This window comes from Streptomyces sp. NPDC017056, from assembly GCF_044332485.1.
GTDB lineage: Bacteria > Actinomycetota > Actinomycetes > Streptomycetales > Streptomycetaceae > Streptomyces.
The window spans coordinates 109,950-131,541 of the sequence record NZ_JBIRPD010000024.1 but is presented as its reverse complement, the minus strand read 5'-3'; the positions used below and the strand labels follow the sequence as shown (position 1 = coordinate 131,541).

Sequence of the window (21,592 nt, the reverse complement as noted above, 5' to 3'; positions counted from 1 at the left end):
GCCGTCCGTGACGCCGTCGGACGCGGGAAGACGTGCCGGTGGTGTCCGTGCCGCGAACGGCGGACGCCGTGGCACACCGGTGTCCGGAAGTGGCGTGTCCCCGCCGGAGTGGCGGCTCCGGAAGAGGCACGTCCCATCGCTCGCCTTCGCAGATTTAAAAACCGCCTGCGCTGTTTGTCAATGCACCCTGCGGCGCCACACCGCCCAAAGCCCAACGAGCCACGTGGCCACCCGACGGCCCGAACTGACCGGCAGACGAACAGCCGGCGAACTCGTTTGCCTCATTTGCCACACGAGATCAACTGAGTAACACAGGTCACACACCATCTTGATTTTCGAACCGCATGGTTGGTTTTCTATGTAGACTGCGGCGCGTTCGCAGCCGGACCAGAGGAGGACGGACACCGTGCCGACGCAGTATCGAGCGATACAAAGCCGCCAGGCGCTCATCCGATCTGCCGCCCAGACCTTCATCGAGAAGGGCGTGCCCGCCGCCGGCATGGTCGACATCAGCCGGCGGGCCCGCCTGAGCAAGGGAGCCCTCTACTTCCACTTCGCGTCCAAGGAGGACCTCACCCTCGCGGTGCGGGACGAAGCCCTCAAGGCGCTCAAGGACCTGGAGCACGAGCTGGCCCGCGCGCCGCACCCGGCCCGCACCGCCGTACGGGACTTCGCGATCGGGCTGCTCGGCCGGGTGGACACCGACATCGTCGTACGGGCCGGGCTCCAGCTGCGCCCGGAGACCGCGCCAGGCATCGCCGAACCGGACCTCCAGCAGCGGTGGTACGCGCTCTTCCTGGAGAAGACCACCGCCGACCGGGCGGCCGGGCAGTCACCGCCCGGCGACGACCCCCGGCGCTCCGCGCAACTCCTGGCCGCGCTCGTCGTCGGCCTGCTGAACCTCGGGCAAGAGGACCGGACGTGGTGGGACAAGGACGTCGTCACCGACATCTGGACCCAGCTGCCGCCCGGGGCCGAAGGCGCGGCGCCCGCTCACACCTCCACGAGGACGGCGCCGGTGTGACACCCCCGCGTCAGCTCGCACAGGGCTCGCGGCGCCCGGTCGACGCCCCGCAGCCGGGCGTGGGCGAAGACCAGCGAACCGTCGCGCAGCCCGCGCCCGAACTCCGCCACCCACTCCCGCGGCAGGTCCGGATGGTCGTGCAGAACGAACCCCCGCAGCGTCACCCTGCGGGTCACCACCAGCGAAGAGTCCAGCTCGACCGGCGCCGCCACGCCCGCACCGCCGCCCAACTGGGCGGAGAGCGCGCCCACCAGCGCGAACCTGGCGCCGGCACGGGCCGTGGCCAGCGCCGCGCGCAACTGCTCGCCGCCCACGGTGTCCAGCAGGACGTCGACGCCGTCCGGCGCCGCCCGGCGCAGCTGCTCCTCGGCCGGGCCGGCGCCGCGCACGATCACTTCGTCATAGCCGAGCGTCTCCCGCAGGTACGGCACCTTGTGCGGCGACCCCGTACTGCCGACGACGCGGGCGGCGCCCAGCCGCTTGGCGAGCAGGCCCGCCAGGCTGCCGACGCCGCCCGCCGCGCCCGTGACGAACACGGTGTCGCCGGGCCGCACTCCGGCCGCGCGCGTCAGCGCGCCCCAGGCGGTGACCCCTTGCGAGAGGTGCGCCGCGGGGTCGGGCAGCGCCTCGGGGTCGACGCGCCGGGCCCGCCCTTCCTCCACCGCCGCGAACTCCCGCCAGCCGTACGGGTGCAGCACCAGGTCGCCGGGCGCGAACGCGCTGCCCGAGGACCGTACGACCTCGCCGACGGCCGAGCCCCACAGGGCCTGCCCCGGCACGAAGGACGGCATCGGCAGTTCGGCGTCGGTCATCATCGAGCACATCGCCGCCGTCACGGCCATCACCCGGTTGCGTACGAGCAGGCGGCCGGGGCCCGCCGCGGGCAACGGGGCCTCGGCGAGCGTGAAGTGCTCCGGGGTGAGGGCGCCCCGGAGGCGGGCGGCGAGGCGGACCTCGCGGTGCGTGGCGGGCAGCGGCGGGCGTCCGGCGGTCAAAACGGTGCTCCCGGTGGGTCGGTGGCGGGTGGCGGGTCCCGGCGGAAGGGTGCCGCCAGGGCGATTTTCAATACCGCATGGTTGGCTTTTTTAGGGTTTCGAAAATAGACTGACAGACCGGGCTCGTAAGGTTGGCCCCAGGCACAACATCCCCCCAGAGAGCATACGGAGGACGATCGGTGGTCAAGCAGGAACGCGCAGTGCGCACTCGACGTGCCGTCCTCGAAGCGGCGGCCCAGGTCATCGGCACGCGCGGGTACGAAGCGGCCACGATGGCAGAGATCATCCAACGGGCCGGCGTGACGAAGGGCGCCCTCTACTTTCACTTCGCCTCCAAGGACGCCCTCGCGCGCGCCGTCATCGCAGAACAGACCGATCCGTTCATTCCGCAGGTCAGCGACTCGCGACTACAGGACGCCATCGACTTCACGCACCAGGTGGCGGCGGCCCTGCGGGACGACCCGCTCCTCCAGGCCGGCACCCGGATCGCCGTGGAGACGACGTTCAGTGACGACCCGTTGGTCCCGTACCAGGCGTGGATCGACATCATCGCGACGATGTTCACCGACGCCAGGGAGAACGGCGAGCTGCTCCCGGCGATCGCGCCGGACCGGGCCGCCGAGTTCTTCGTCTCGGCCTACATGGGGGTGCAGCTCTTCTCGCACGCCGCCAGCGGCCGCCACGACCTGCCCGAGCGCGTCACCGCGCTGTGGAAGCACATCCTCCCCGGTCTGGCCTCGCCGGGCGCGATGAGCCACCTCGACCCGCACGGCCGCTCGGTGCGCACCGCGGCCTGAGCCCCACGCCCCGCGCCCGGCCGCACGGCACGTGCGTCCGGCGCGCCGTCGCGCCCGGGGCGGCCCCGTACCGCCTGCTTCCCCCGTCAAAACCTTCCCGTAAGAAATCCCGTGGAAGCACTAGAAAACAAACCATCCGGTTTGTATCTTAGTCCGCGTTGGTCCGCCACCGAGGCTCACTCTGTCCGAGCAGCGTGAGTCCCACCAGGGAGGGAATACGCATGGCCAGCGCCACGCTCACCGCGCCGTCCACCGCAGCAGACCGCCGTCCGAACGCCGGGAGGGAGCACACCAGCCTCTCGGAGATGCCGCCGCTGACGACCACCGTGCCCCGGCAGTACGTGCACCGGACGGCCGTTTCCGAGGTGTTCCTGACCGACTGGCGACGTGCGGGGAGCGATGCCTGGGTAGTGAGCGCCCAGTGGCCGCGCGCCCACAGTTTCTACAGCCCCGTGGACGGCCTGCACGACCCGGTGCTCCTGGTCGAGACGATGCGGCAGGCCAGCATCCTGCTCAGCCACGTGGCGCACGGCGTGCCGCTGGACCACCCGATCATCTGGCAGGACCTCCGCTACTCGCTCACCCCCGAGGTGCTGCGCGTCACCGGCGCGCCCGCCGAGGTCGAACTGCACATCACCGATTGCGACTTGGCGTATCGCGGCAAGCGGCTCTCCAGCGCGCGGCAGCAGTACCGCGTCCTGTGCGACGGCGCCCAACTCGCCACCGCCGAGCTCGACTTCTCCTGCCACAGCCCCGCCGTCTACCGCCGGCTGCGCGGCGAGTACAGCGACCTGCAGCGCGCCAACGAACGCAAGCTCGCCCTCTCGGAGCCGGTCGAACCGCCCCTGGTGGCGCGCGACCGCACCGGCGACGTCGTGCTGTCCCCCACCGGTCGCGCCAACCGCTGGCAGCTGCGGGTGAACACCTCGCACCCGGTGCTCTTCGACCACCCCGTGGACCACGCCCCCGGCATGCTGATGGTGGAGGCCGCCCGGCAGGCGGCGCACGCCGCCGCCGGCCCCGGTTTCTCGCTCCCCGCCGATATGGAGTGCTCCTTCCGCCGCTACGCCGAACTGGACGCCCCGTGCTGGATCGAGGCGACCTTGGCGGGGCGCGACGAGCGCGACCGCCTGCTTCTCGACATCGACATCCGGCAGCACGGCCGGTCCGTCTTCACCGCCAGGACCGCGAGCCAGTCCATCCGCTGAACCGACGCCGGGGCGGCCGGGTCAGCCCAGCGTCAAGCGGGGCTTCGGCGCGTCCGTGCGGCCCGTGGGCGGCGTGCGGCTGCCCGCGCGGTACGGCAGCGGCCAGGGGGCGCCGGGGCCGGTGTAGTTCTGCTCAGCCGCCGCGTGCAGGGTCCAGTGCGGGTCGTACAGGTGCGGCCGGGCCAGGGCGCACAGGTCGGCGCGGCCCGCCAGGATCAGGGAGTTGACGTCGTCCCAGGAGGAGACGGCGCCCACCGCGATCACCGGGACGCCCAGGCGGTTGCGGATGCGGTCGGCGAACGGGGTCTGGTACGAACGCCCGTACTCGGGCTGCTCGTCGGGGACGACCTGGCCGGTCGAGACGTCGATGGCGGCGGCGCCGTGCGCGGCGAAGGCGCGGGCGATCTCCACCGAGTCCTCGGCGGTGGTGCCGCCCTCGGCCCAGTCGGTGGCGGAGATCCGTACCGTCATCGGCCGCTCGGCGGGCCAGACGGCGCGCACCGCGTCGAAGACCTCCAGCGGGAAGCGCAGCCGGGCGGCGAGGTCGCCGCCGTAGGCGTCGGTGCGGCGGTTGGTGAGCGGGGAGAGGAAGCCGGAGAGCAGATAGCCGTGCGCGCAGTGGAGTTCGAGGAGGTCGAAGCCGGCGCGGGCGGCCGACCGGGCGGAGCGCACGAACTGCTCGCGTATGAGGCCGAGTTCGGGCTCGGTCAGGGCGTGCGGTATCTGGTTGACGCCGGGGCGGTACGGCAGCGCTGAGGGCGCCACGAGCGGCCAGTTGCCTTCGGGCAGTGGCTGGTCGATGCCCTCCCACATGAGGCGGGTGGAGCCCTTGCGCCCCGAGTGGCCGAGCTGGACGCCGATGGCGGTGCCGGGTGACTGCGCGTGCACGAAGTCGGTGACGCGCCGCCAGGCCGTCTCGTGTTCCGGCGCGTACAGACCGGTACAGCCGGGGGTGATGCGGCCCTCCGGGCTGACGCAGACCATCTCGGTCATCACCAGCCCGGCGCCGCCGAGGGCGCGGGCGCCCAGGTGGACGAGGTGGAAGTCGCCCGGCGTGCCGTCGCCGTCGGCCGAGTACATGTCCATCGGGGAGACCACGACCCGGTTGCGCAGGGTCAGGCCGCCCAGCTCGAAAGGCGTGAACATGGGCGGGGTGCCGGCGGGGACCCCGGCCTCCTCCTCGACCGCCGCGACGAAGTCCGGGTCGCGCAGCCGCAGGTTGTCGTGGGTGACGCGGCGGCTGCGGGTGAGCAGGTTGAAGGCGAACCGGCGGGGCGGCTGGTCCACGTACTCCGCGAGCTCCTCGAACCAGGCGAGGCTGGCGCGGGCGGCCCGCTGGGTGGAGGCGACGACGGGCTGCCGCTCGGCCTCGTACGCGGCCAGCGCGTCGGGGAGCCCGGGGTGCTCCTCCAGGCACGCGGCCAGCGCGAGGGCGTCCTCGACGGCCAGTTTGGTGCCGGAGCCGATGGAGAAGTGGGCGGTGTGCGCGGCGTCGCCGAGCAGCACCGTATTGCCGTGCGACCAGCGGTCGTTGACGACGGTGCGGAACGCGGTCCAGGTGGAGTTGTTGGAGCGCAGCGGGCGGCCGCTCAGCGCGTCGGCGAAGACCTTGGCGCACCACTCGGCCGACTCGCGCTCGTCGCAGCGGTCCAGTCCGGCCCGGCGCCAGACCTCCTCGCGCATCTCGACGATGACGGTGCCGGCGCCTTCCGCCAGCGGTCCGGACCCGGAGCGGGCGTACGGATAGCCGTGCAGCTGGACGACGCCGTGCTCGGTCTCGGCGATCTCGAAGCGGAACGCGTCGAAGGCGAAGTCGGCGGCGAGCCAGATGTAGCGGCAGCGGTGGGTGGTGACGTGCGGGCCGAAGGCCGCGGCGTGCGCGGCGCGGGTCAGGCTGTGCACGCCGTCGGCGGCGATGACCAGGTCGTGGCCGGCCGCGAGTTCGGCGGCGGGCGGGGCTTCGGTGCGGAAGTTCAGCCGTACGCCCAAGGAGCGGCAGCGCTCGTGCAGGACGCGCAGCAGCGTACGGCGGCCGAGGGCCGCGAAGCCGTGGCCGCCGGAGGTCAGGGTGCGCCCGCGGTGCACGATGTCGATGTCGTCCCAGCGCACGAACTCCCGCTGGAGCGCGCGGTAGACCTGCGGGTCGGCGTGCTCGATGCCGCCGAGGGTCTGGTCGGAGAGGACGACGCCGAAGCCGAAGGTGTCGTCGGGGGCGTTGCGCTCCCAGACGGTGATGTCGCGGTCCGGGCGCAGGCGCTTGAGGAGGGCGGCGGCGTACAGGCCGCCGGGACCGCCGCCTATGACGGCCACCTTGCGGGCGCCCACCCCTACTTCCCCTGCCACTTGGCGGACCGCTTCTCGGTGAACGCGGCGTGGAACTCGGCGTAGTCGGCGCTGTTCATCAGCAGGGCCTGGGTGGCGGCGTCCATCTCGACGGCGGCGCCCAGCGGCATGTCGAGCTCGGCGGTGAGCAGCGCCTTGGTCTGCGCGTACGCCAGCGCGGGGCCTTCGGCGAGGCGCCGGGCGAGGATGTGTGCGGCGGTGTCGGCGCGCCCCTCCTCGGCCAGCTCGCTGAGCAGCCCGATGCGTTCCGCCTCGGGGGCGCGGACCGGTTCGCCGAGCATCAGCAGCCGGGTCGCGTGGCCGAGGCCGACGACGCGCGGCAGCAGGTACGCCGCGCCCATGTCGCCGCCGGACAGGCCGACCTTGGTGAAGAGGAACGCGAAGCGGGCCGAGGGGTCGGCGACGCGGAAGTCGGCGGCCAGGGCGAGCACGGCGCCGGCGCCCGCCGCGACGCCGTGCACCGCGGCGATCACAGGGAACGGGCACTCCCGTACGGCCCGTACGACCTGGCCGGTCATCCGGTTGAAGTCCAGCAGCTGCGCGGTGTCCATGGCGAGGGTGGCGCCGATGATCTCGTCGACGTCGCCGCCGGAGCAGAAGCCGCGGCCTTCGCCGCCGAGGACGAGGGCGCGCGCCGACCGCTCTCTGGACAGCTCGGCGAGCAGGTCCCGCAGATCGGCGTACGCCTCGAAAGTGAGCGCGTTGAGCTTCTCCGGCCGTGCGAGGGTGACGGTGACGATGCCGTCTTCCCTGGTCACGCGGATGTGCTGCCAAGCGCTGGTGGTACGGGCGGAACCTGTGAACGGGCTCATCGAGCCACTGCCCCCTTCGGCCGGACGGCTGGAGCCGGTACCTTCCTGCGCTTCGAAGCTATCACCGTTGTGTGACTGTCGTCACGAGTACGCGATAAGCGTCGGCGGGTTCCCGGCGGGCCGTCCGCGGGGTTCACACGTCCGCGGGCACCTTGGTCTCCTCGGCGCCGGCACCCAGCCGCGAGTGCCGCCGCCCGTACAGGGCGTAGACGACCGCGCCGGCCGCAAGGAAGCCGGCGAACTGCAGCCAGGTCGCCGGGCCCGTGCCGTAGATCAGGTAGCCGCAGAAGGCGATGCCGAGCACCGGGCTGAGCGGGAAGAGCGGCACCCGGAAGCGGCGCTGGAGGCCGGGACGGGTGCGGCGCAGCACCATGACGCTGACGTTGACCACGGCCATGACGGCCAGCGTGCCGATGGTCGTCAGGTTCATCACGACGTCCAGCGGGACCACGGCGGCCGGGACCGCGAACAGCAGGGCGACGATCCAGGTGCCCGCCACCGGCGTGGCGGTCTTCGGCGAGATCCGCTGGAAGACCCGCGGGACGAGCCCGTCGCGGGACATCGACATCAGGATGCGGGTCTGCCCGTACATGACGGCCAGGACGACGGAGGCGATGGCGACGACCGCGCCGAAGGCGATCACGCCGCCGCCGACGGCGGAGCCGGTGACCCGGTTGACGACGAGCGAGAGTGCCGCGGGCTTGTCGCCCACCTCGCCGGCGGAGAGGGCGCCGATGGCGGAGAGGGCGACCACGCAGTACAGGACGGTGACCAGACCGATGCAGATCATGATCGCGGTGGGTACGTTGCGGCGCGGGTTGCGCACTTCCTCGCCCGCCGTGGTGATCGCGTCGAAGCCGATGTAGGAGAAGAAGGCGACCGAGGCGCCGGAGGTGATGCCGGCAATGCCCTCCGGGGCGAACGGCGTGAGGTTGCCGTCCCGGAAGGCGGTGAAGGCCACGGCGCAGAACAGGACGAGGACCGCCAGCTTGAGCACGGCCATCGCGGCGGTCGCGCGGGCGCTCTCGCGGATGCCGCGCACCAGCAGCACCGCGGCCAGCAGCATCACGACGACGGCCGGCACGTTGACGATGCCCCCGTCGCCCGGCGGGCTGGACAGGGCGGCCGGCAGCTGCCAGCCGACCAGGCTGTTCAGCAGCTCGTTCAGGTACTGGCCCCAGCCGACCGCGACCGCCGAGACCGAGACGCCGTACTCCAGCAGCAGGCACCAGCCGACGAGGAAGGCGGCGCGCTCGCCGAGCGTGGCGTACGCGTAGGAGTACGAACTGCCGGACACCGGGATCGCGCCGCCCAGCTCCGCGAAGGAGAAGGCGGTGAAGACGCAGGTGACCGCGGCGAGCACGAAGGAGACGAGGACGGCGGGGCCGGCCTGGGCGACGGTGTCGGACAGGCCGACGAAGATGCCGGTGCCGACGATGGCGCCGATGCCGAAGCACACGAGCTGGAAGAGCCCCATGGTGCGCTTGAGGCCGTGGCCTTCGCGGTCCGCGCCGGATTCGGCGATGAGGACGTCGGGGGACTTGATGCGCAGTCCGGACGGACGCATGGGGTGGTTCTCATCTCTGGTGGTGCGTGGTGCGTCGCGCGCGGCGGGGGTGGGCCGCGCGCGGAGCGGGGCGAGACCGGTGGGTCCGCGCCCCGTGAATCGGTTCGATGGTACGGCGGGCGCTTACCCGGCCAGGGCGGCGACCAGCACGGCCTTGATCGTGTGCAGCCGGTTCTCCGCCTCGTCGAAGACGACGGAGTGCCGGGACTCGAAGACCTCGTCCGTGACCTCCAGGGACGTCAGGCCGTGCCGCTCGTAGATCTCCTGTCCGACCTCCGTGCCCAGGTCGTGGAAGGCGGGCAGGCAGTGCAGGAACTTCACATCCGGGTTGCCGGTGGCGCGCAGCACGTCCATCGTGACGGCGTAGTCGCCGAGCAGCGCGATCCGCTCGTCCCAGACCTCCTTCGGCTCGCCCATCGAGACCCAGACGTCGGTGGCGACGAAGTCCGCGCCGTGCACGCCCTCGGCCACGTCCGCGGTGAGGGTGACGCGCGCGCCGCTGTGCGCGGCCAGCTCCCGGGCCCTGGCGACGATCTCCCGGTCAGGCCAGAGGCCCTCGGGCGCGACGATCCGTACGTCCATGCCGAGCAGCGCGCCGGTGATCAGGTAGGAGTTGCCCATGTTGTACCGGGCGTCGCCGAGGTAGGCGAAGGCGGTCTCCGTGAGCGGGCGGGCGGGTAGGTGCTCCCGCATCGTCAGCACGTCGGCGAGCATCTGGGTGGGGTGCCACGCGTCGGTCAGGCCGTTGAAGACCGGGACGCCGGCGTGGGCCGCCAGCTCCTCGACGGTGGCCTGGGAGTTGCCCCGGTACTCGATTCCGTCGAACATCCGGCCGAGGACCCGGGCGGTGTCCTTCACCGACTCCTTGTGCCCCATCTGCGACCCGGCGGGGTCGAGGTAGGTGGTGGCGGCGCCCTGGTCGGCGGCGGCGACCTCGAAGGCGCAGCGGGTGCGGGTGGAGGTCTTCTCGAAGATCAGGGCGATGTTGCGGCCTCGCAGGCGCGCGACCTCCTCGCCCGCGCGCTTGGCGGCCTTCAGTTCGGCCGCCAGGTCGACGAGGTGGCAGAACTCCTCGGCGCTGTAGTCCAGCTCCTTGAGGAAGTGGCGGCCCGTGAGGTCTATCGCCATCGGTGGCTCCTAGGTCGCGGCAATCGGAATGCTGGAAGTGTATACGACCATACGCATCTCTATACGAAGCCGGTCCGGCACGGACGTCACACGGGCCCGCCCTCCGTCTTCTCCCCCGCGCGGGGCGGCCCACCCCTTATACGGGATCGCGTTCCACCGGGCAGCTCATGCAGCGCGGCCCGCCCCGGCCGCGCCCCAGCTCGCTGCCCGGAATCGTGATGACCTCGATGCCGCGCTTGCGCAGAAAGGTGTTGGTGGTCACGTTGCGCTCGTACGCCACGACCACGCCCGGCTCGACGGCCAGCACGTTGCACCCGTCGTCCCACTGCTCGCGCTCCGCCGAGTGCACGTCCTGCGTCGCGGTCAGCACCCGGATGCCGTCCAGGCCCAGCGCCGCCGCCATGGCGCGGTGCATGTGCTCCGGCGGGTGGTCGGTGACCTTCAGGTCCTGCTCGCCCGCGCCGGGCTCGATCGTGTACGAGCGCAGCATCCCCAGCCCCTCGTACTGGGTGAAGGTCCCGCCGTCCACCATCGTCATCACCGTGTCCAGGTGCATGAAGGCCCGCCGCTTGGGCATGTCCAGCGCCACGATGGTGCGCGCCGAACCGGCCGCGAACAGGCCGCGCGCCAGCATCTCCACGGCCTGCGGGGTGGTCCGCTCGCTCATGCCGATCAGCACGGCGCCGTTGCCGATCACCAGCACGTCGCCGCCCTCGATGGTCGAGGGGTAGGCCGCCTGCCCCTCCGACCAGACGTTGAAGCCGCCGTTGCGGAACAGCTTGTGGTGCCGGTAGATCGCCTCGTAGTGCACCGTCTCGCGCTGCCGCGCCGGCCAGCGCATGGCGTTGATCGACACGCCGTCGTAGACCCAGGCGGAGGTGTCGCGGGTGAACAGGTGGTTGGGCAGCGGGCGCAGCACGAAGTCGTCCAGGTCCATCACGTGGAAGCGGACCGACGTCGGCTCCGGGTGCGCCGCCAGGTACTCCCGCTTGGTCATCCCGCCGACCAGCGCCTCCACCAGCTCGGCCACCGGCAGCTCGTCGAAGGCGGCCCGCAGGTGGTCGGTGGCCAGCGGCCCGTACTCCTTCTCGTGGAAGACCCGGTCCAGCACCAGCGCCCGCGCCTCGGGGGCCTGGAGGGTCTCGGTCAGCAGGTCGCCGAAGAGGTGCACCTCGACGCCCCGGTCCCGCAGGATGTCGGCGAAGGCGTCGTGCTCGGCGCGCGCCCGGCGCACCCACAGCACGTCGTCGAAGAGCAACGCGTCCTTGTTGGACGGGGTGAGTCGTTTCAGCTCCAGGTCGGGGCGGTGCAGAATGACGCGGCGCAGCCGCCCGGCCTCGGAGTCGACATGGAATCCCATGCCCCCATCTTCGCTGCTCGGAGGGGCGCGGTGGAGGAGAACGGCCCGGCCGCGCCACGGGCTTCCGGGGCGGCGGGCCCGGAAGCCGCCGTTCAGCTCGTCACCGCGAGGACGGCGATCAGCACGACGGCGACGGCGATCACCCCGAGGAGCGTGCTGACCCAGAGCCGGCCGGCCGAGTCGTCCGTACCGCCGCCGTCGCCGCCGGGGTCACGGACGGCTCGGGCGCGGCGGCCCGTGAGCCGGTACCCGGACCCGGCACCCAGGCCGATGATGCGGCGGCCCTGCGGCTCCTCCCGCACGGGCTGCCGTGTCGCGGCGTCGAACAGCGCCTGCCAGCCCGCCTCGCCGAAGCCGGTGGGCCGGCCGGCGCCGAGCAGGTGCCGCAGCACCGCGCGGCCGGGCCCGTCGTGGTCGGCCCACAGGTCCGGCAGCACCCGCCGCAGCAGGGCGGGCGCGTTGCCCTCCTCGCCGTACGGGCGCACCAGGTGCTCGTACAGGAGCAGGGCGGTCCGCACCCGCATCCGGCCGTCGGGGCCGGTGACCGGGTCCTCGTCGAGGTGCCCGCCGCCCCGGCCGAGGAACAGGTGCGCGCCGAGCACCCCTTCGCAGACGGCCCGCGCCTCGGAGGCGGTCCGGTGGCCGGCGCGGCCGGCGAGCACCTGGGCCACGCGGTCGGCGTGCGCGGCGGGCAGTCCCTCGTCGAGCACGCCCAGGAGCACGCTGTCCGTGCTGTCGTGCAGGTACCGGGCGGCGCCGTCGCCGTCCTGGTGGAGTGCCTCGCGCAGCACCCGGGTGGTCACGGGGCGCGGGAAGCCGGAGCCGGACCTGACGGCGTGGCCGGCGGCCGGTGCCGGCTCGTCGGTCCGCCGGTACGGCGGCCGGCCCTGGTCCTGCCGGAGGTGGTCGAAGACCCGGTCGTCGTGGCGGGCCTCGTGCCGCGCGCCGGCGTCCCGGTCCTGCGGTGTCTCGCGCGGCGGTTCGCGCTCCTCGGCCGCCCGGTCCGTACGGGTACGGCGGTGGCCCCCGGCATGGCTGAGCCACTTCAGCGCCTCGTGCACCAGGAGCACCCGTTCGTCGAGGCGTTCCTCTTCGAAGACGTGCCGCTCGGCCAGCGCGCGGCGGGTCTCGCGCAGCGCCTCGGGGTCGTCCCGGCGCTCCAGGTAGTGCTCGGCCAGCCGCGCCGCGGCGTCGTCCACCGCGTCGCCGTGGCCGGGCGCGCCGTCGCCGGTGCCCTCGCCGCCGGGGCCGCCGTGCCGCGGGGGGCCGGGGTCCAGGCGGGTCAGCTGCTGGTCGCGGGTGGCCGACACGGGCCAGCTCGGGACGAAGACGTACCGGAAAGGACCGCCGTCGCGCGTGTCGTGGGTGGCGAAGGACCAGGACCCCGGTACCGCCGGGCCCAGCAGCCTGCGCAGCCCCCACAGGACGTGGACCGGCCCGTCGCCGCCCGTGCGGTCCAGGACGGAGAGCCGTTGCCTCGGGTGGCGCAGCCGCCCGGCGAGCACCGCCGTCAGCTCCTCGGCGTACTCGCCCGTCCGCCGGGTCAGCGCGGGCGCCGCGCGTTCGGCGGCGGTCCGCAGCACCTCGGCCGGCAGCCGCTCCAGTGCCGGGCCCTCGACCTCCCGCAGGCTGATGTTGCTGCCTTCCCAGTGCCAGCCGTGCAGGCCCAGGCACGTGGCGGGGGTCAGCGCCGAGGAGCTGCCCAGCAGGGCGTGGGAGCAGGTGCTGGGGCGGCCGCCGCGGTCCTGGTCGGGAATCCGCCGGATGAGCAGGACCGCTCCCCCGGGCGCCAGGTCCCTGGGCAGCTCCACCCGGGCCAGGCTCTCGCGCGCCTCGTCGCCGGGGACCCGCAGCAGCGGGGCGACCTTGCGGTAGACCGGTTCCAGCCCTTCCCGGCTGCCCGACCAGGCGACCGGGCCCACCCCCGCGCCGCCGACGGCGTGGTGCGCGTCCCAGCGGAAGACGATCTGGTGCACCGTCCCGGCAGCGTTCACAGCCCCACCTCCCGGGGGTCGGCTCCCGGCAGGAGCCCGCACATGGCGAAGACCGAGAGCAGCGGGGACAGCACCCGCCGCGGCCGTACGCCCTGAGGGAAGCCACCCGCGTCCTCCTGGCCGCCGGTGGCCGACGCGAAGTGCAGGGTGCACCGCGCGCAGTCGCTGAACGGCTTGAGCCAGGCGGGCCCGCCGTGGTGCCGCAGGAAGGCGTAGACGTCGCGGCTCTCCGCGCGCAGGGCCCGCGCCGTCGGCCGGGCGCTTTCGGGGGCGGTCAGCCAGCGCGCCACGGCCGGTTCGAAGCGGATCAGGTCGCTCTTGCCCACGACGACGGCGGCCGCCGCTTCCACGTAAGGGCCCTCGCGCGGCACCCGGTCCAGGACGGTGCCGAACGAGCGGTCGCCGAGGTCGTCCGCGCGCTGTTTGGTGCGTTCGCGCACGGCGTCCAGGTACGGCAGCGGCAGGGCGCGCAGCGGGTCGACGACGAAGATGAACGCGCTGACCGCGGCCAGGAACCGGGTGACCCGGCCGGTGCGCTCCAGGTCCTCGCCCGACAGGTCGAAGAAGACCACCGGCCGGGTCGTGCCGCCCCTGCTGACCAGCAGCCCGTCGGCGAACTCCGCGAACTCGGTCTGCTCGGTGTGCGCCAGCGTCTGGCCCGCCCGCAGTTTCAGGACCCGGTCGTTGAGGTAGGCGCGGTGCGAGTCGGTGTGCAGCGGCACGGCCTTGAGCCCGTGGGCGTCCAGGGCGCCGCGTTCCACCTCGCCGATCATCGAGGCGAGCAGGTGCGTCTTGCCGGCCCGTGAGCTGCCGACGAGGGCCACGGTCAGCGGTTCGCCGTTGGTGAGGTAGGGCGCCGGCAGGTAGTGCTCGGGCATGCCGGCGGTGTTGCCGCACACCTGGAACGCCTCGCGCAGGGCGTCCTGGCGGCGCAGCGGGTTGTGCTCGCCCGTCAGGTCCAGCCGCACGAAGGTGCTGGTCTCGTCGCGTACGTACAGCCGGTCCTCGTCGAAGGAGATCGGGTCGAGGCAGTACGGGCACATCACCGGCCGGGGCCCCGGGGGCATCGGGTACGTGCTCACCTGCGCCCTCCCGTGCCCGGGCGGGCGGCGCCGAACAGGGCGCGCAGCCCGCGGCCCGGCGGTGTACGCGCGGCCCCCGGCTCCGCCGCGGTGTCGTCGTCCAATCCCAACTCCGTCCTCTTGTGCGCGAGTTCCTCGTCGAAGGCACGGCGGCCCGGCTCCAGGGGGTCGGCGGGCAGCGGGCGCCCCTGGAGGGGGTCCTGCCGGTTGAGCATCCGCAGCACCTCGACGGGGTGGCCGCGCTCCCCGGCCGTGGCCGCGTAGGCGCCGGCCAGCACGCCGAGGGCGGGCAGCCTGGCCAGGTCGCGCGGCGGCCCGTCCGGGTCCCCTTCGCGCCCGGTGACCAGGTGGTACATCACCTGCGCCACGCTCCACAGGTCGTCGCGCGGGTCCGCGGTGCCGCGCCCGGCACGCTGTTCCGGCGCGGCCCAGGGCGCTTCGCCCAGCGCCTCGCGCGGGTGGCCGGCGCGGGTGGCGAGGCAGGGCTCGGGCAGCCGGACGTGCCGGCCGTCCCACCGCACCGTGTGCGGGGTCAGCCCGCGGTGCACCACGCCGACGGCCTCCAACAGCCGCACCGCCAGGACCAGTTCGCTGCGGATGCGCTCCTGCTCGCGGACCGTGGCCCGGCCCGCGAGCGCCGCCAGCGGGCGTCCGCGCGGGGGCTCGTAGAAGACGAACGGCTCCCGTACGTCCAGGTGGTAGCCGCCCAGCCGGGCGAACAGCCGGTGATATGGGGCGTCGCCGAACGCCCGGCGCACGGCGAGGCCGACACCCACCTCCGCCTCCAGGCGGTCGCGGGCCCGGTGGTCGCCGCGCGCGGTGTGCGCGAGCCGGTACTGCATCACCCGCCAGTCCTCGCCCAGCGTCACGGGCCTGGCCAGCAAGGGGTACCGCTGCGGCCCGGCGGGGAGGTCGTCCCGGCACACCGCGGGCAGCCGCGCGGGCGCCCCCTCGTCCGTGAAGAAGGCCAGCTCCGTCCGGTCCCGCGCCGGACGCCCTCCGTTGCGCGCCCCGCGCGCGCCGCCGTCCTCCGGCGCGCGGCCTGGTGTCCGTACCGTGTCCCGCCGGTCCGCCCACTCGTCCATGACGTCCCTTCACTCGCTCGCGTTCGCCGGCAGTTCCGGCCCGGTGGTACCGCCGCGCAGCCGGACCGTGCGCACCGAGCCCGTGCGCAGCGGCAGCAGCCGGAAGACGCCCGCGTACCGGCCCGCCGGTGTCCACACCAGGTCGTCGGCGCCCGGCCCGTCGGCAGGCAGCGGGTCGTCGCCGTGCCGCGCCACGTCGGGGGCGAAGCGCACCCGGCGTCCGGCGTGCCGGTCGCGCGAGAGGATCCGCCGGTGCTCGGCCGCGCAGAGCGGCACGGTGCCGGTGCCGTCCTCGTGCGCCTGGAGGATCCGGATGACCCGGTCGGGCGGCAGGCCCAGCAGCACCGCCGGGTCGGGCCGGGCCGCGGGGTCCCGGGCGAACGACGGAGCCGCGGCGACGCCGTCCCTGGCCAGCCGGGCGGTCTCGTCGTCGATCAGCGCCCGCACCGCGCGGCCGACGGGGAGCGCGGCGGCCGCGCCGGGGTCGCGCTCGATGGTGCCCCAGTAGGGGTCGAGGAGCCCGGCGATGCCGTCGGCGAGGTCGCCGACGAGGGTGGCGACCAGCTCCGGTCCGCCGTCGCCCGCTTCGCGCTCCAGCCAGGGCACGGGTACGTCGCCGGGCGGCCCGCCGGTGTCCTGGCCGTCCGGCTGCCGGGGCGGGGGCACCGGCTCGGCGGGCGGCTCCCGGCCGGGGGTGCCGTGGCCGGCGCCGGGGCCGTCGTCGCCGTACCCGCCGTGGGACGGTTCGCGGTCCCAGTCGTCCCAGTCGTCCCAGTCCTGGGCCGTGGCCTCGTACCCGGTGCCGGCGGCGCCGTGGGCATCGTGTCCCCGGACATCGTCGGCCGTCGTGGAGCGGTCGTACGACGGGCCGAACCAGTCGTCGTCCAGCAGGTCGCCATCCGCCGGGCCGCCGTCCGGCGGGCCGTACCCGTCGTCGCGCGCACCGCCTCCCATGGCCGCCCCGTTCCGTTCCGCCGCGGGGACGGGGTCGCGGCCCTCCGCTGCGTCCGCCGCGCCGCGGATCATCCCGGCCACCGCCCGCGCCCCGTCGGCGCAGTACAGCCGGGCGTCCGCGAGCAGCCAGTCCTGCGCCACGGCGTCCGCCAGCAGGCCGTCGAGCGCGTACAGCGCGTCCCGCGCTTCGGGGCCGCCGCCCGCCGCCCACCAGTCGTCGAGGGCCGCGGTCCAGCGGCGTACCGCCAACAGCGGCAGCGCGGCCACCGCCGCCAGCAAGGTGCTCAGGCCGACCCAGGCGGGCACCGCGAGCAGCAGGCCGAGCGCGATGCCGGCGACCGCGCCCAGCAGCCCGGCGCACGCCTGGGCCAGGGCGCCCGACCGGCCGCCACCGTCGAGATGCCCGTCGCCGGTACGTCCCGGGCGGCGGGCCAGGGCCAGCGCGGTCAGCCCCGCCCCGGCCAGCGCGGTCAAGGGACCCAGCACCCAGCCGGGCCCCGGCCACAACCCGGCCGCGGCGGCGGCCGCGCAGCCCGCGGCCAGCTCCGGGTAGGCCGCGCCGGGGACGTCGAACGGCCGCGCCCTGCCCATCCGCCGCGCCAGCCCGGGCGGGCACAGCTCGTCGAGCCGGCCGAGGCGGGCCGCGCTGCCGGTGGGCGTGGCCAGGTCGGCGAGCGCGCCGAGCCGGGCCGCGGTGGAGCGCAGCGGCAGCCGGCGGGCCAGCAGGCCCTGCGCGAAGCCGCGCAGCCCCGGGCCGACCCGGTCGCGGGCGGCCTCCGGCACCCGGGGCAGGTCGACGCCGCGTTCGTGCAGCCGCCGGCGCTGCTCCGGGGGCAGTCCGACGCCGTCGCCGTCGCGGAGGGTCTCGGCGACGGTCTCGCGGTACGCGGCCAGTTCGGCGGCGGCCGCGTCCAGGCTCTCCGCGAGGTCCGCCCCGCCAGGCGTGCGGCGGAGCAGTCCGCCCGCGCCGCGCTGCCGTTCGCAGGCGTCCTCGGCCTCCGTCAGCGCCGCCTCGCAGGCCCGGAACCGCTCGTCCACCTCGCCGCCGGGCCGCCGCCACCGCGCCTGTTCCACGCTCCTGGGCAGCCCGGCGCCGATCAGCGGCGCCAGCGCGGCGGGCACCCCGCCCGCCTCCGGGTCGGCGACCGTGATCCGGCCGCCGGGGTCGTCCTGGCCGACGAGGTCGGCCAGGGCCTGCCGCCAGACGCGGGCGCGCGCGGTGTGCGACAGGTCGTGTTCCAGGACGCGCAGGCCGGGTACGGCCACGCCGTCGGGGATCTCCGCGACCGCGTGCAGGACGGCGTCGAACACGTCCGGCGCGGCGAGGAGTTCCAGGAGCGGGCGCAGGGCGCCCGCGTCCTCGGCGGGGGTGGGGCAGGGCAGCAGTCCGCAGTGCGGGTCGAGCACCCACAGCACGCCGACGGCGGGCGGGCGCAGCGGGGAGGGCCGGTCCAGGGCCCAGGGGGTCGGCGCGGGCGGCACCGCGACGCCGTCGCCCGGTTCGGCGGGCGGGGCGCCGACGGCGACGCACAGCGCGTGGCCCGGGCCGTAGGCCAGGACCTGTTCGTAGGTCCGCTGGTGGCGGGCCAGGCCGGTGGCGGTGTCCACGAGCAGGAAGCGCACGGCCTGCCGGTCCGGCGTACCGGCCAGGGCGGCGCGGACGGCGCGGTGCAGCCCGTCCGCGCCGTCCGGTCCGGCGGCGCCGTCGCGCAGGTCGAGGGTGACGACCGGGGCGGTGGGGCGGGCGCTCACAGCAGGTCCTCCTCCCCCGGCTCGTCGTCCCACGGGTCGGCCCACAGGCCGGACCCGGGCCGGCCCGCCGGGCCCGGAGGCTCCTTGATCTGCTTGATCTGCTTGGTCTCCTCGGTCGCCTCGGCCTCCTTGGTCTCCTTGCGCCCGGCCCGCCCCGCGCCGACCGGCGTCCCGTCCGGGCCGGAGTCGTACGGGCCGGAAGCGTACGGACCGGAGTCGTATGGGCCGGAGTCGTGCGGGCCCGGGTCGTGCGGCCCGGAATCGTGCGGCTGCGCTTCCCTCGGCCGCGGCACCCCGTCGGGATGGTGGCCGTTGGCGTTGCGCAGCCGCGCCGGGGCGGCGCCGGACGCGCGCGCCTGTTCCTGCGCCAGCGCCAGGGCGCGCAGCGAAGGCCGGTTGGCCCGCAGGCTCCTGGGGAAGCGCAGGTCCAGCGCGCCGTCCAGGGTCGTGGTCCAGAAGTGGCGCAGCGGGTCGATCCAGTCCCTGGCGTCCTCGTCCAGTTCGCGGGCGCGCCGCCGCAGCCGGTCCGCCTCCGCCGGCGCCACCCGGCGCAGGAAGGTCCAGAACAGCGGGTCGGGCTCCCTCGGCGTGGTGCTCAGCCCCTCCGGCAGCGCCTCCATCAGCACCGAGCAGAAGTCCTTGACCGCCGACCCGGCGTCCAGCAGCGCCCACCGCTCGTAGGCGCGCAGCAGGTCGGACCAGCTGGAGACGTCCCGGTCGTACGGCTGGAGGGCGAGCGTCATGGTGGCCGAGTCGCCGCCGCGCAGCCGGAAGCAGACGCTCTCCGGGGAGAGCGGGTTGCCGGTGACCTCGACCCGGCCGTTCCACATCGCGCACAGCATGCGCTGGAGCACCCGCTGCCGGTCGCTCTCCGTGCTGGCCAGCCAGGAGTCGCGGTAGCCGGTGCGCTGGCGCCACTGGAGGTGGTCCTCGCGGCCCTCCCGGTCCCTGGCCCGGCCCCACAGGCGCAGCACCTGCCGCACCTCGGAGATGTCGGTCAGGCTCATCTCACTGCGGAACAGCACGACGGTGATCGACTCGGTGACCACGGCCCGGAATTCCGGCGGCAGCCGGTTCTCGTCGCGCGGCAGCAGCAGCGACTGCTCCAGGAAGCGGTCCACGCTGCCCTTGGCCTTGGTCTGCGGGCGCACGATGAGCGTCTTGAGCTTTCCGGTGCCGTCCGGGGTGAAGCCGGCCGGCAGCAGGCCCGCGAGCTGGGAGCGGAACTGCTCCAGCCACTTCTCGTCCACCGCCTCGGCGGACTCCTCGTCCCCGGACGCCGCCGCGAGCAGGTCGCCGAGGGACGGCAGCAGCGGCCGCTCCCGGTGGACGCCGGCCTCCCCGAACAGCTTCTTGATGCGGGCCTCCAGGACCTGCTTGACCTCCTTGACGGCGGCGCGCGGCGAGCGCTGGACGGCTTCCAGCGCGCGTTCCCAGTGCTGCGGTTCGACGATGCGGGCGAGCAGCACGGCCTCGTCCTGGTGGTCCGCGATGCCCTCGCGCTGGAGGAGGCGGGTCAGTACGTCGTCGTAGAAGGCGTCGAGCGAGTTCTGCGGCGGGAGCAGGTACGAGACACCCGTGCGGTCCTCGCGGTACAGCTCGCGGCGCCGTTCGCGGAACAGGCCGTTCTCTTCCTCCTCGTGGTCGCGGAACGCCCGTACCAGCGCGGACAGTTCCTTCATCGCGCGGTCGGCCAGCGGCCGCCAGCGCGGCTCCTGCTCCTTCCACCGGGCGTGCCACACCCGGCAGGCCGCCCAGCGGTACCAGGCGTCCTGCTCCTGGAGGGCGGCCTCCACCTCGGGGTCGCCCCAGCGCGCGGGCACCACGCCGCCCATCCGGCGGCCGATGCGCGGCACCTGCGGCGGGCTGGTGTCCACGCCCTCGGGGCGCTGCGGGCGGTTGCGCCGGTTGTCGAGCATTCCGGAGAAGCCGGCTTGCGCGACCCGGTCGCGGTCGCCCGGGTTGCCGGTGAACACCCGCTCCAGCCGGAACGGGTCGTGCTGCTTGAGCATGGTGAGCAGGCCGCGGCGCGGGTTGAAGCGCTCCGCCAGTTCCACCGAGCGGCGGTCCAGCTGCCGGTCGAGGGTGGCGAGCTGGTCCTCCATGTCGCCGACCCGGTCGCGCAGCGCCGTGCCGATGGCCTTGGCGCCCTTGGGCACCGGGTCGGGCACCGGCACCTCCAGCGCGTCCCTGGCCCACACCTCCTCCACGCCGGCCTCCTTGAACGCCTCGGCGACCAGGCCGCGGTGGCTCTCGCCGCCCTGGCGCGCCCGTTCGGCCAGGCCGCGTACGGCGCAGGCGAGCATGCGGGCGGCGACGATCTCGGCGAGTTCGTCGACGGGCACGGTCATGGAGGCGGCGAGGCTGGTGGACATGCCCTGGAGGCCGATGCCGGTGGCGGCGGCCGCCGACCGGCTGGTGCCGCGGTTGACGAAGCTGGCCGCGAACGACTGGTAGGCGTCGTCGGCCCGGCCGCGGGTGTTCTCCTCGCCCAGGTCCGTGCCGATCAGCGAGGTGACCATGGCGGTGATGGAGCGGCGCAGGTCCTCGGGGCGCATGCCGGCGGTACGGCTGAAGAGGAACGCCGTCTGGACGGTGGAGGTGCGCAGGCTCACCGGCACCATCTCGGGGTACTTCACGCTCAGCGAGCCGCGCTGCGCCACGTCGCCGAGGTCGGCGGTGGCGTCGGCCGCGTTCTGGTCGTCGACCAGGTGCGAGAGGTCCACCAGGGCGCGGGCCGCGTTCAGTTCGGCCTCCCGGCCGCCGCCGGACTCCGGGGGGAACGCCGAGGGCATCACGACCAGCGGGTAGATCTTGGCGCCCGGCAGGTTCACCGAGTGGAAGGCGTGCCCGAGCAGGTGCAGGAAGTCGTAGAAGATGCCCGCGCCCGTGCCGCCCGCGACGGAGAACGCCACGAACACGTCGTAGCCGCGGATCTGCCCGCCGCCCAGTTCCTGGAGGTCGCCCGCCGACTTGCTGAGCGCGTCGATCGCCGAGCGCAGCGGGCCGAGTACCTGGTCGGGCCCGTTGCGCATGGTGGCGAACAGTGCGGCCCTGCCCACGGTGGGCAGTTGCCCGGCGCCGGTGTGCAGCGGGGAGACGCGGGGCTCGTCCACCCGCGGCGGCAGCCAGCCGGCGGTCTCCTCGTGCTGGGCGATCCGCAGCATGCGGGTCATCTCGGGCGAGTTGTCGTAGGTGGGCAGCAGGTTGTGCACGGCGCGTGAGGTACGGGAGTAGGCGGCGGTCTCGGGGCCGCGGGCGCTCAGGTGCGGCAGCCGGTCCAGTTCGGCTTCGCTGAAGTCCGCGTACACGAATTGCAGGCAGTCCGGCAGCTGGAAGGGGACCCGTTGTTTGCCGCGGCCGACCAGGTCGGTACCGTCCGGGCCGCACAGTTCGCGGCGCAGGTTCCGCTCCAGTTCGGCGCCGATGCGGGCGCCGGTGCCGCCCAGCCCCACGAACAGCATGGGCTGGTAGATCTTCATGGTGTCGCT

General features: G+C 74.3%; 14 protein-coding genes. 3 read left to right on the top strand and 11 right to left on the bottom strand.

What is annotated here, in order from left to right; all coding sequences use genetic code 11:
- Positions 1–406: 406 nt before the first annotated feature.
- A complete protein-coding gene (locus tag ACH4OW_RS33430) occupies positions 407–1,024 on the top strand; it encodes a TetR family transcriptional regulator (RefSeq protein WP_398031669.1) in 618 nt (205 codons plus the stop codon).
- On the opposite strand, the gene ACH4OW_RS33425 is transcribed toward ACH4OW_RS33430, so the two are convergent.
- Positions 994–2,019, bottom strand: a complete 1,026-nt coding sequence (locus ACH4OW_RS33425) for an MDR family NADP-dependent oxidoreductase (protein ID WP_398031667.1) — start codon at positions 2,017–2,019, stop codon at positions 994–996. The two genes, ACH4OW_RS33430 and ACH4OW_RS33425, sit on opposite strands and share 31 nt — an antisense overlap.
- Before the next feature lie 200 nt (positions 2,020–2,219).
- Between ACH4OW_RS33425 and ACH4OW_RS33420 the strand changes: the two genes are divergently transcribed.
- Both ACH4OW_RS33420 and ACH4OW_RS33415 read left to right on the top strand, forming a co-directional pair.
- Positions 2,220–2,816, top strand: a complete 597-nt coding sequence (locus ACH4OW_RS33420; RefSeq protein ID WP_360134864.1) for a ScbR family autoregulator-binding transcription factor — start codon at positions 2,220–2,222, stop codon at positions 2,814–2,816.
- 221 nt (positions 2,817–3,037) lie between these two features.
- A complete protein-coding gene (locus tag ACH4OW_RS33415; RefSeq protein ID WP_398031665.1) occupies positions 3,038–4,024 on the top strand; it encodes a ScbA/BarX family gamma-butyrolactone biosynthesis protein in 987 nt (328 codons plus the stop codon).
- Between the two features lie 21 nt (positions 4,025–4,045).
- On the opposite strand, the gene ACH4OW_RS33410 is transcribed toward ACH4OW_RS33415, so the two are convergent.
- The 10 genes from ACH4OW_RS33410 to ACH4OW_RS33365 form a co-directional block, all read right to left on the bottom strand.
- Complete coding sequence (locus ACH4OW_RS33410) at positions 4,046–6,367, bottom strand: bifunctional salicylyl-CoA 5-hydroxylase/oxidoreductase (protein ID WP_398031664.1); 2,322 nt, start codon at positions 6,365–6,367, stop codon at positions 4,046–4,048.
- On the bottom strand, positions 6,352–7,179 hold the full coding sequence (locus ACH4OW_RS33405) for an enoyl-CoA hydratase family protein (RefSeq protein WP_360134855.1): 828 nt from the start codon (positions 7,177–7,179) through the stop codon (positions 6,352–6,354). The genes ACH4OW_RS33410 and ACH4OW_RS33405 overlap by 16 nt, the downstream gene beginning before the upstream one ends.
- A 133-nt stretch (positions 7,180–7,312) precedes the next feature.
- Positions 7,313–8,746, bottom strand: coding sequence for an amino acid permease (locus ACH4OW_RS33400; protein WP_398031662.1), 1,434 nt, complete (start codon positions 8,744–8,746; stop codon positions 7,313–7,315).
- Positions 8,747–8,869: 123 nt separating this feature from the next.
- Positions 8,870–9,874, bottom strand: a complete 1,005-nt coding sequence (gene argF / locus ACH4OW_RS33395; protein WP_360134849.1) for an ornithine carbamoyltransferase — start codon at positions 9,872–9,874, stop codon at positions 8,870–8,872.
- A 136-nt stretch (positions 9,875–10,010) separates the two neighbouring features.
- Positions 10,011–11,234 (bottom strand): arginine deiminase, encoded by a 1,224-nt coding sequence (locus ACH4OW_RS33390; RefSeq protein ID WP_398031661.1) that lies wholly within the window; start codon positions 11,232–11,234, stop codon positions 10,011–10,013.
- A gap of 92 nt (positions 11,235–11,326) precedes the next feature.
- Positions 11,327–13,228: a hypothetical protein gene (locus tag ACH4OW_RS33385; RefSeq protein ID WP_398031659.1), complete on the bottom strand. Its 1,902-nt coding sequence runs from the start codon at positions 13,226–13,228 to the stop codon at positions 11,327–11,329.
- Positions 13,225–14,310, bottom strand: a complete 1,086-nt coding sequence (locus ACH4OW_RS33380; protein WP_360134841.1) for a hypothetical protein — start codon at positions 14,308–14,310, stop codon at positions 13,225–13,227. The genes ACH4OW_RS33385 and ACH4OW_RS33380 overlap by 4 nt, the downstream gene beginning before the upstream one ends.
- Entirely contained in the window at positions 14,307–15,395 is a 1,089-nt protein-coding gene (locus ACH4OW_RS33375) for a hypothetical protein (RefSeq protein ID WP_360134838.1), read from the bottom strand. Before ACH4OW_RS33375 ends, ACH4OW_RS33380 begins: the two co-directional genes overlap by 4 nt.
- A gap of 9 nt (positions 15,396–15,404) precedes the next feature.
- Positions 15,405–18,101, bottom strand: coding sequence for a hypothetical protein (locus tag ACH4OW_RS33370; RefSeq protein WP_398031657.1), 2,697 nt, complete (start codon positions 18,099–18,101; stop codon positions 15,405–15,407).
- Entirely contained in the window at positions 18,098–21,583 is a 3,486-nt protein-coding gene (locus tag ACH4OW_RS33365) for a tubulin-like doman-containing protein (protein ID WP_398031655.1), read from the bottom strand. The genes ACH4OW_RS33370 and ACH4OW_RS33365 overlap by 4 nt, the downstream gene beginning before the upstream one ends.
- Positions 21,584–21,592: the final 9 nt, after the last annotated feature.

Excerpts from the sequence above, each read along its gene's own strand:
- ACH4OW_RS33365 (WP_398031655.1), bottom strand. The coding sequence starts at position 21,583 with ATGAAGATCTACCAGCCCATGCTGTTCGTGGGGCTGGGCGGCACCGGC.
- ACH4OW_RS33400 (WP_398031662.1), bottom strand. The coding sequence starts at position 8,746 with ATGCGTCCGTCCGGACTGCGCATCAAGTCCCCCGACGTCCTCATCGCC.
- ACH4OW_RS33390 (WP_398031661.1), bottom strand. The coding sequence starts at position 11,234 with ATGGGATTCCATGTCGACTCCGAGGCCGGGCGGCTGCGCCGCGTCATT.
- ACH4OW_RS33405 (WP_360134855.1), bottom strand. The coding sequence starts at position 7,179 with ATGAGCCCGTTCACAGGTTCCGCCCGTACCACCAGCGCTTGGCAGCAC.
- argF (WP_360134849.1), bottom strand. The coding sequence starts at position 9,874 with ATGGCGATAGACCTCACGGGCCGCCACTTCCTCAAGGAGCTGGACTAC.
- ACH4OW_RS33415 (WP_398031665.1), top strand. The coding sequence starts at position 3,038 with ATGGCCAGCGCCACGCTCACCGCGCCGTCCACCGCAGCAGACCGCCGT.
- ACH4OW_RS33375 (WP_360134838.1), bottom strand. The coding sequence starts at position 15,395 with ATGGACGAGTGGGCGGACCGGCGGGACACGGTACGGACACCAGGCCGC.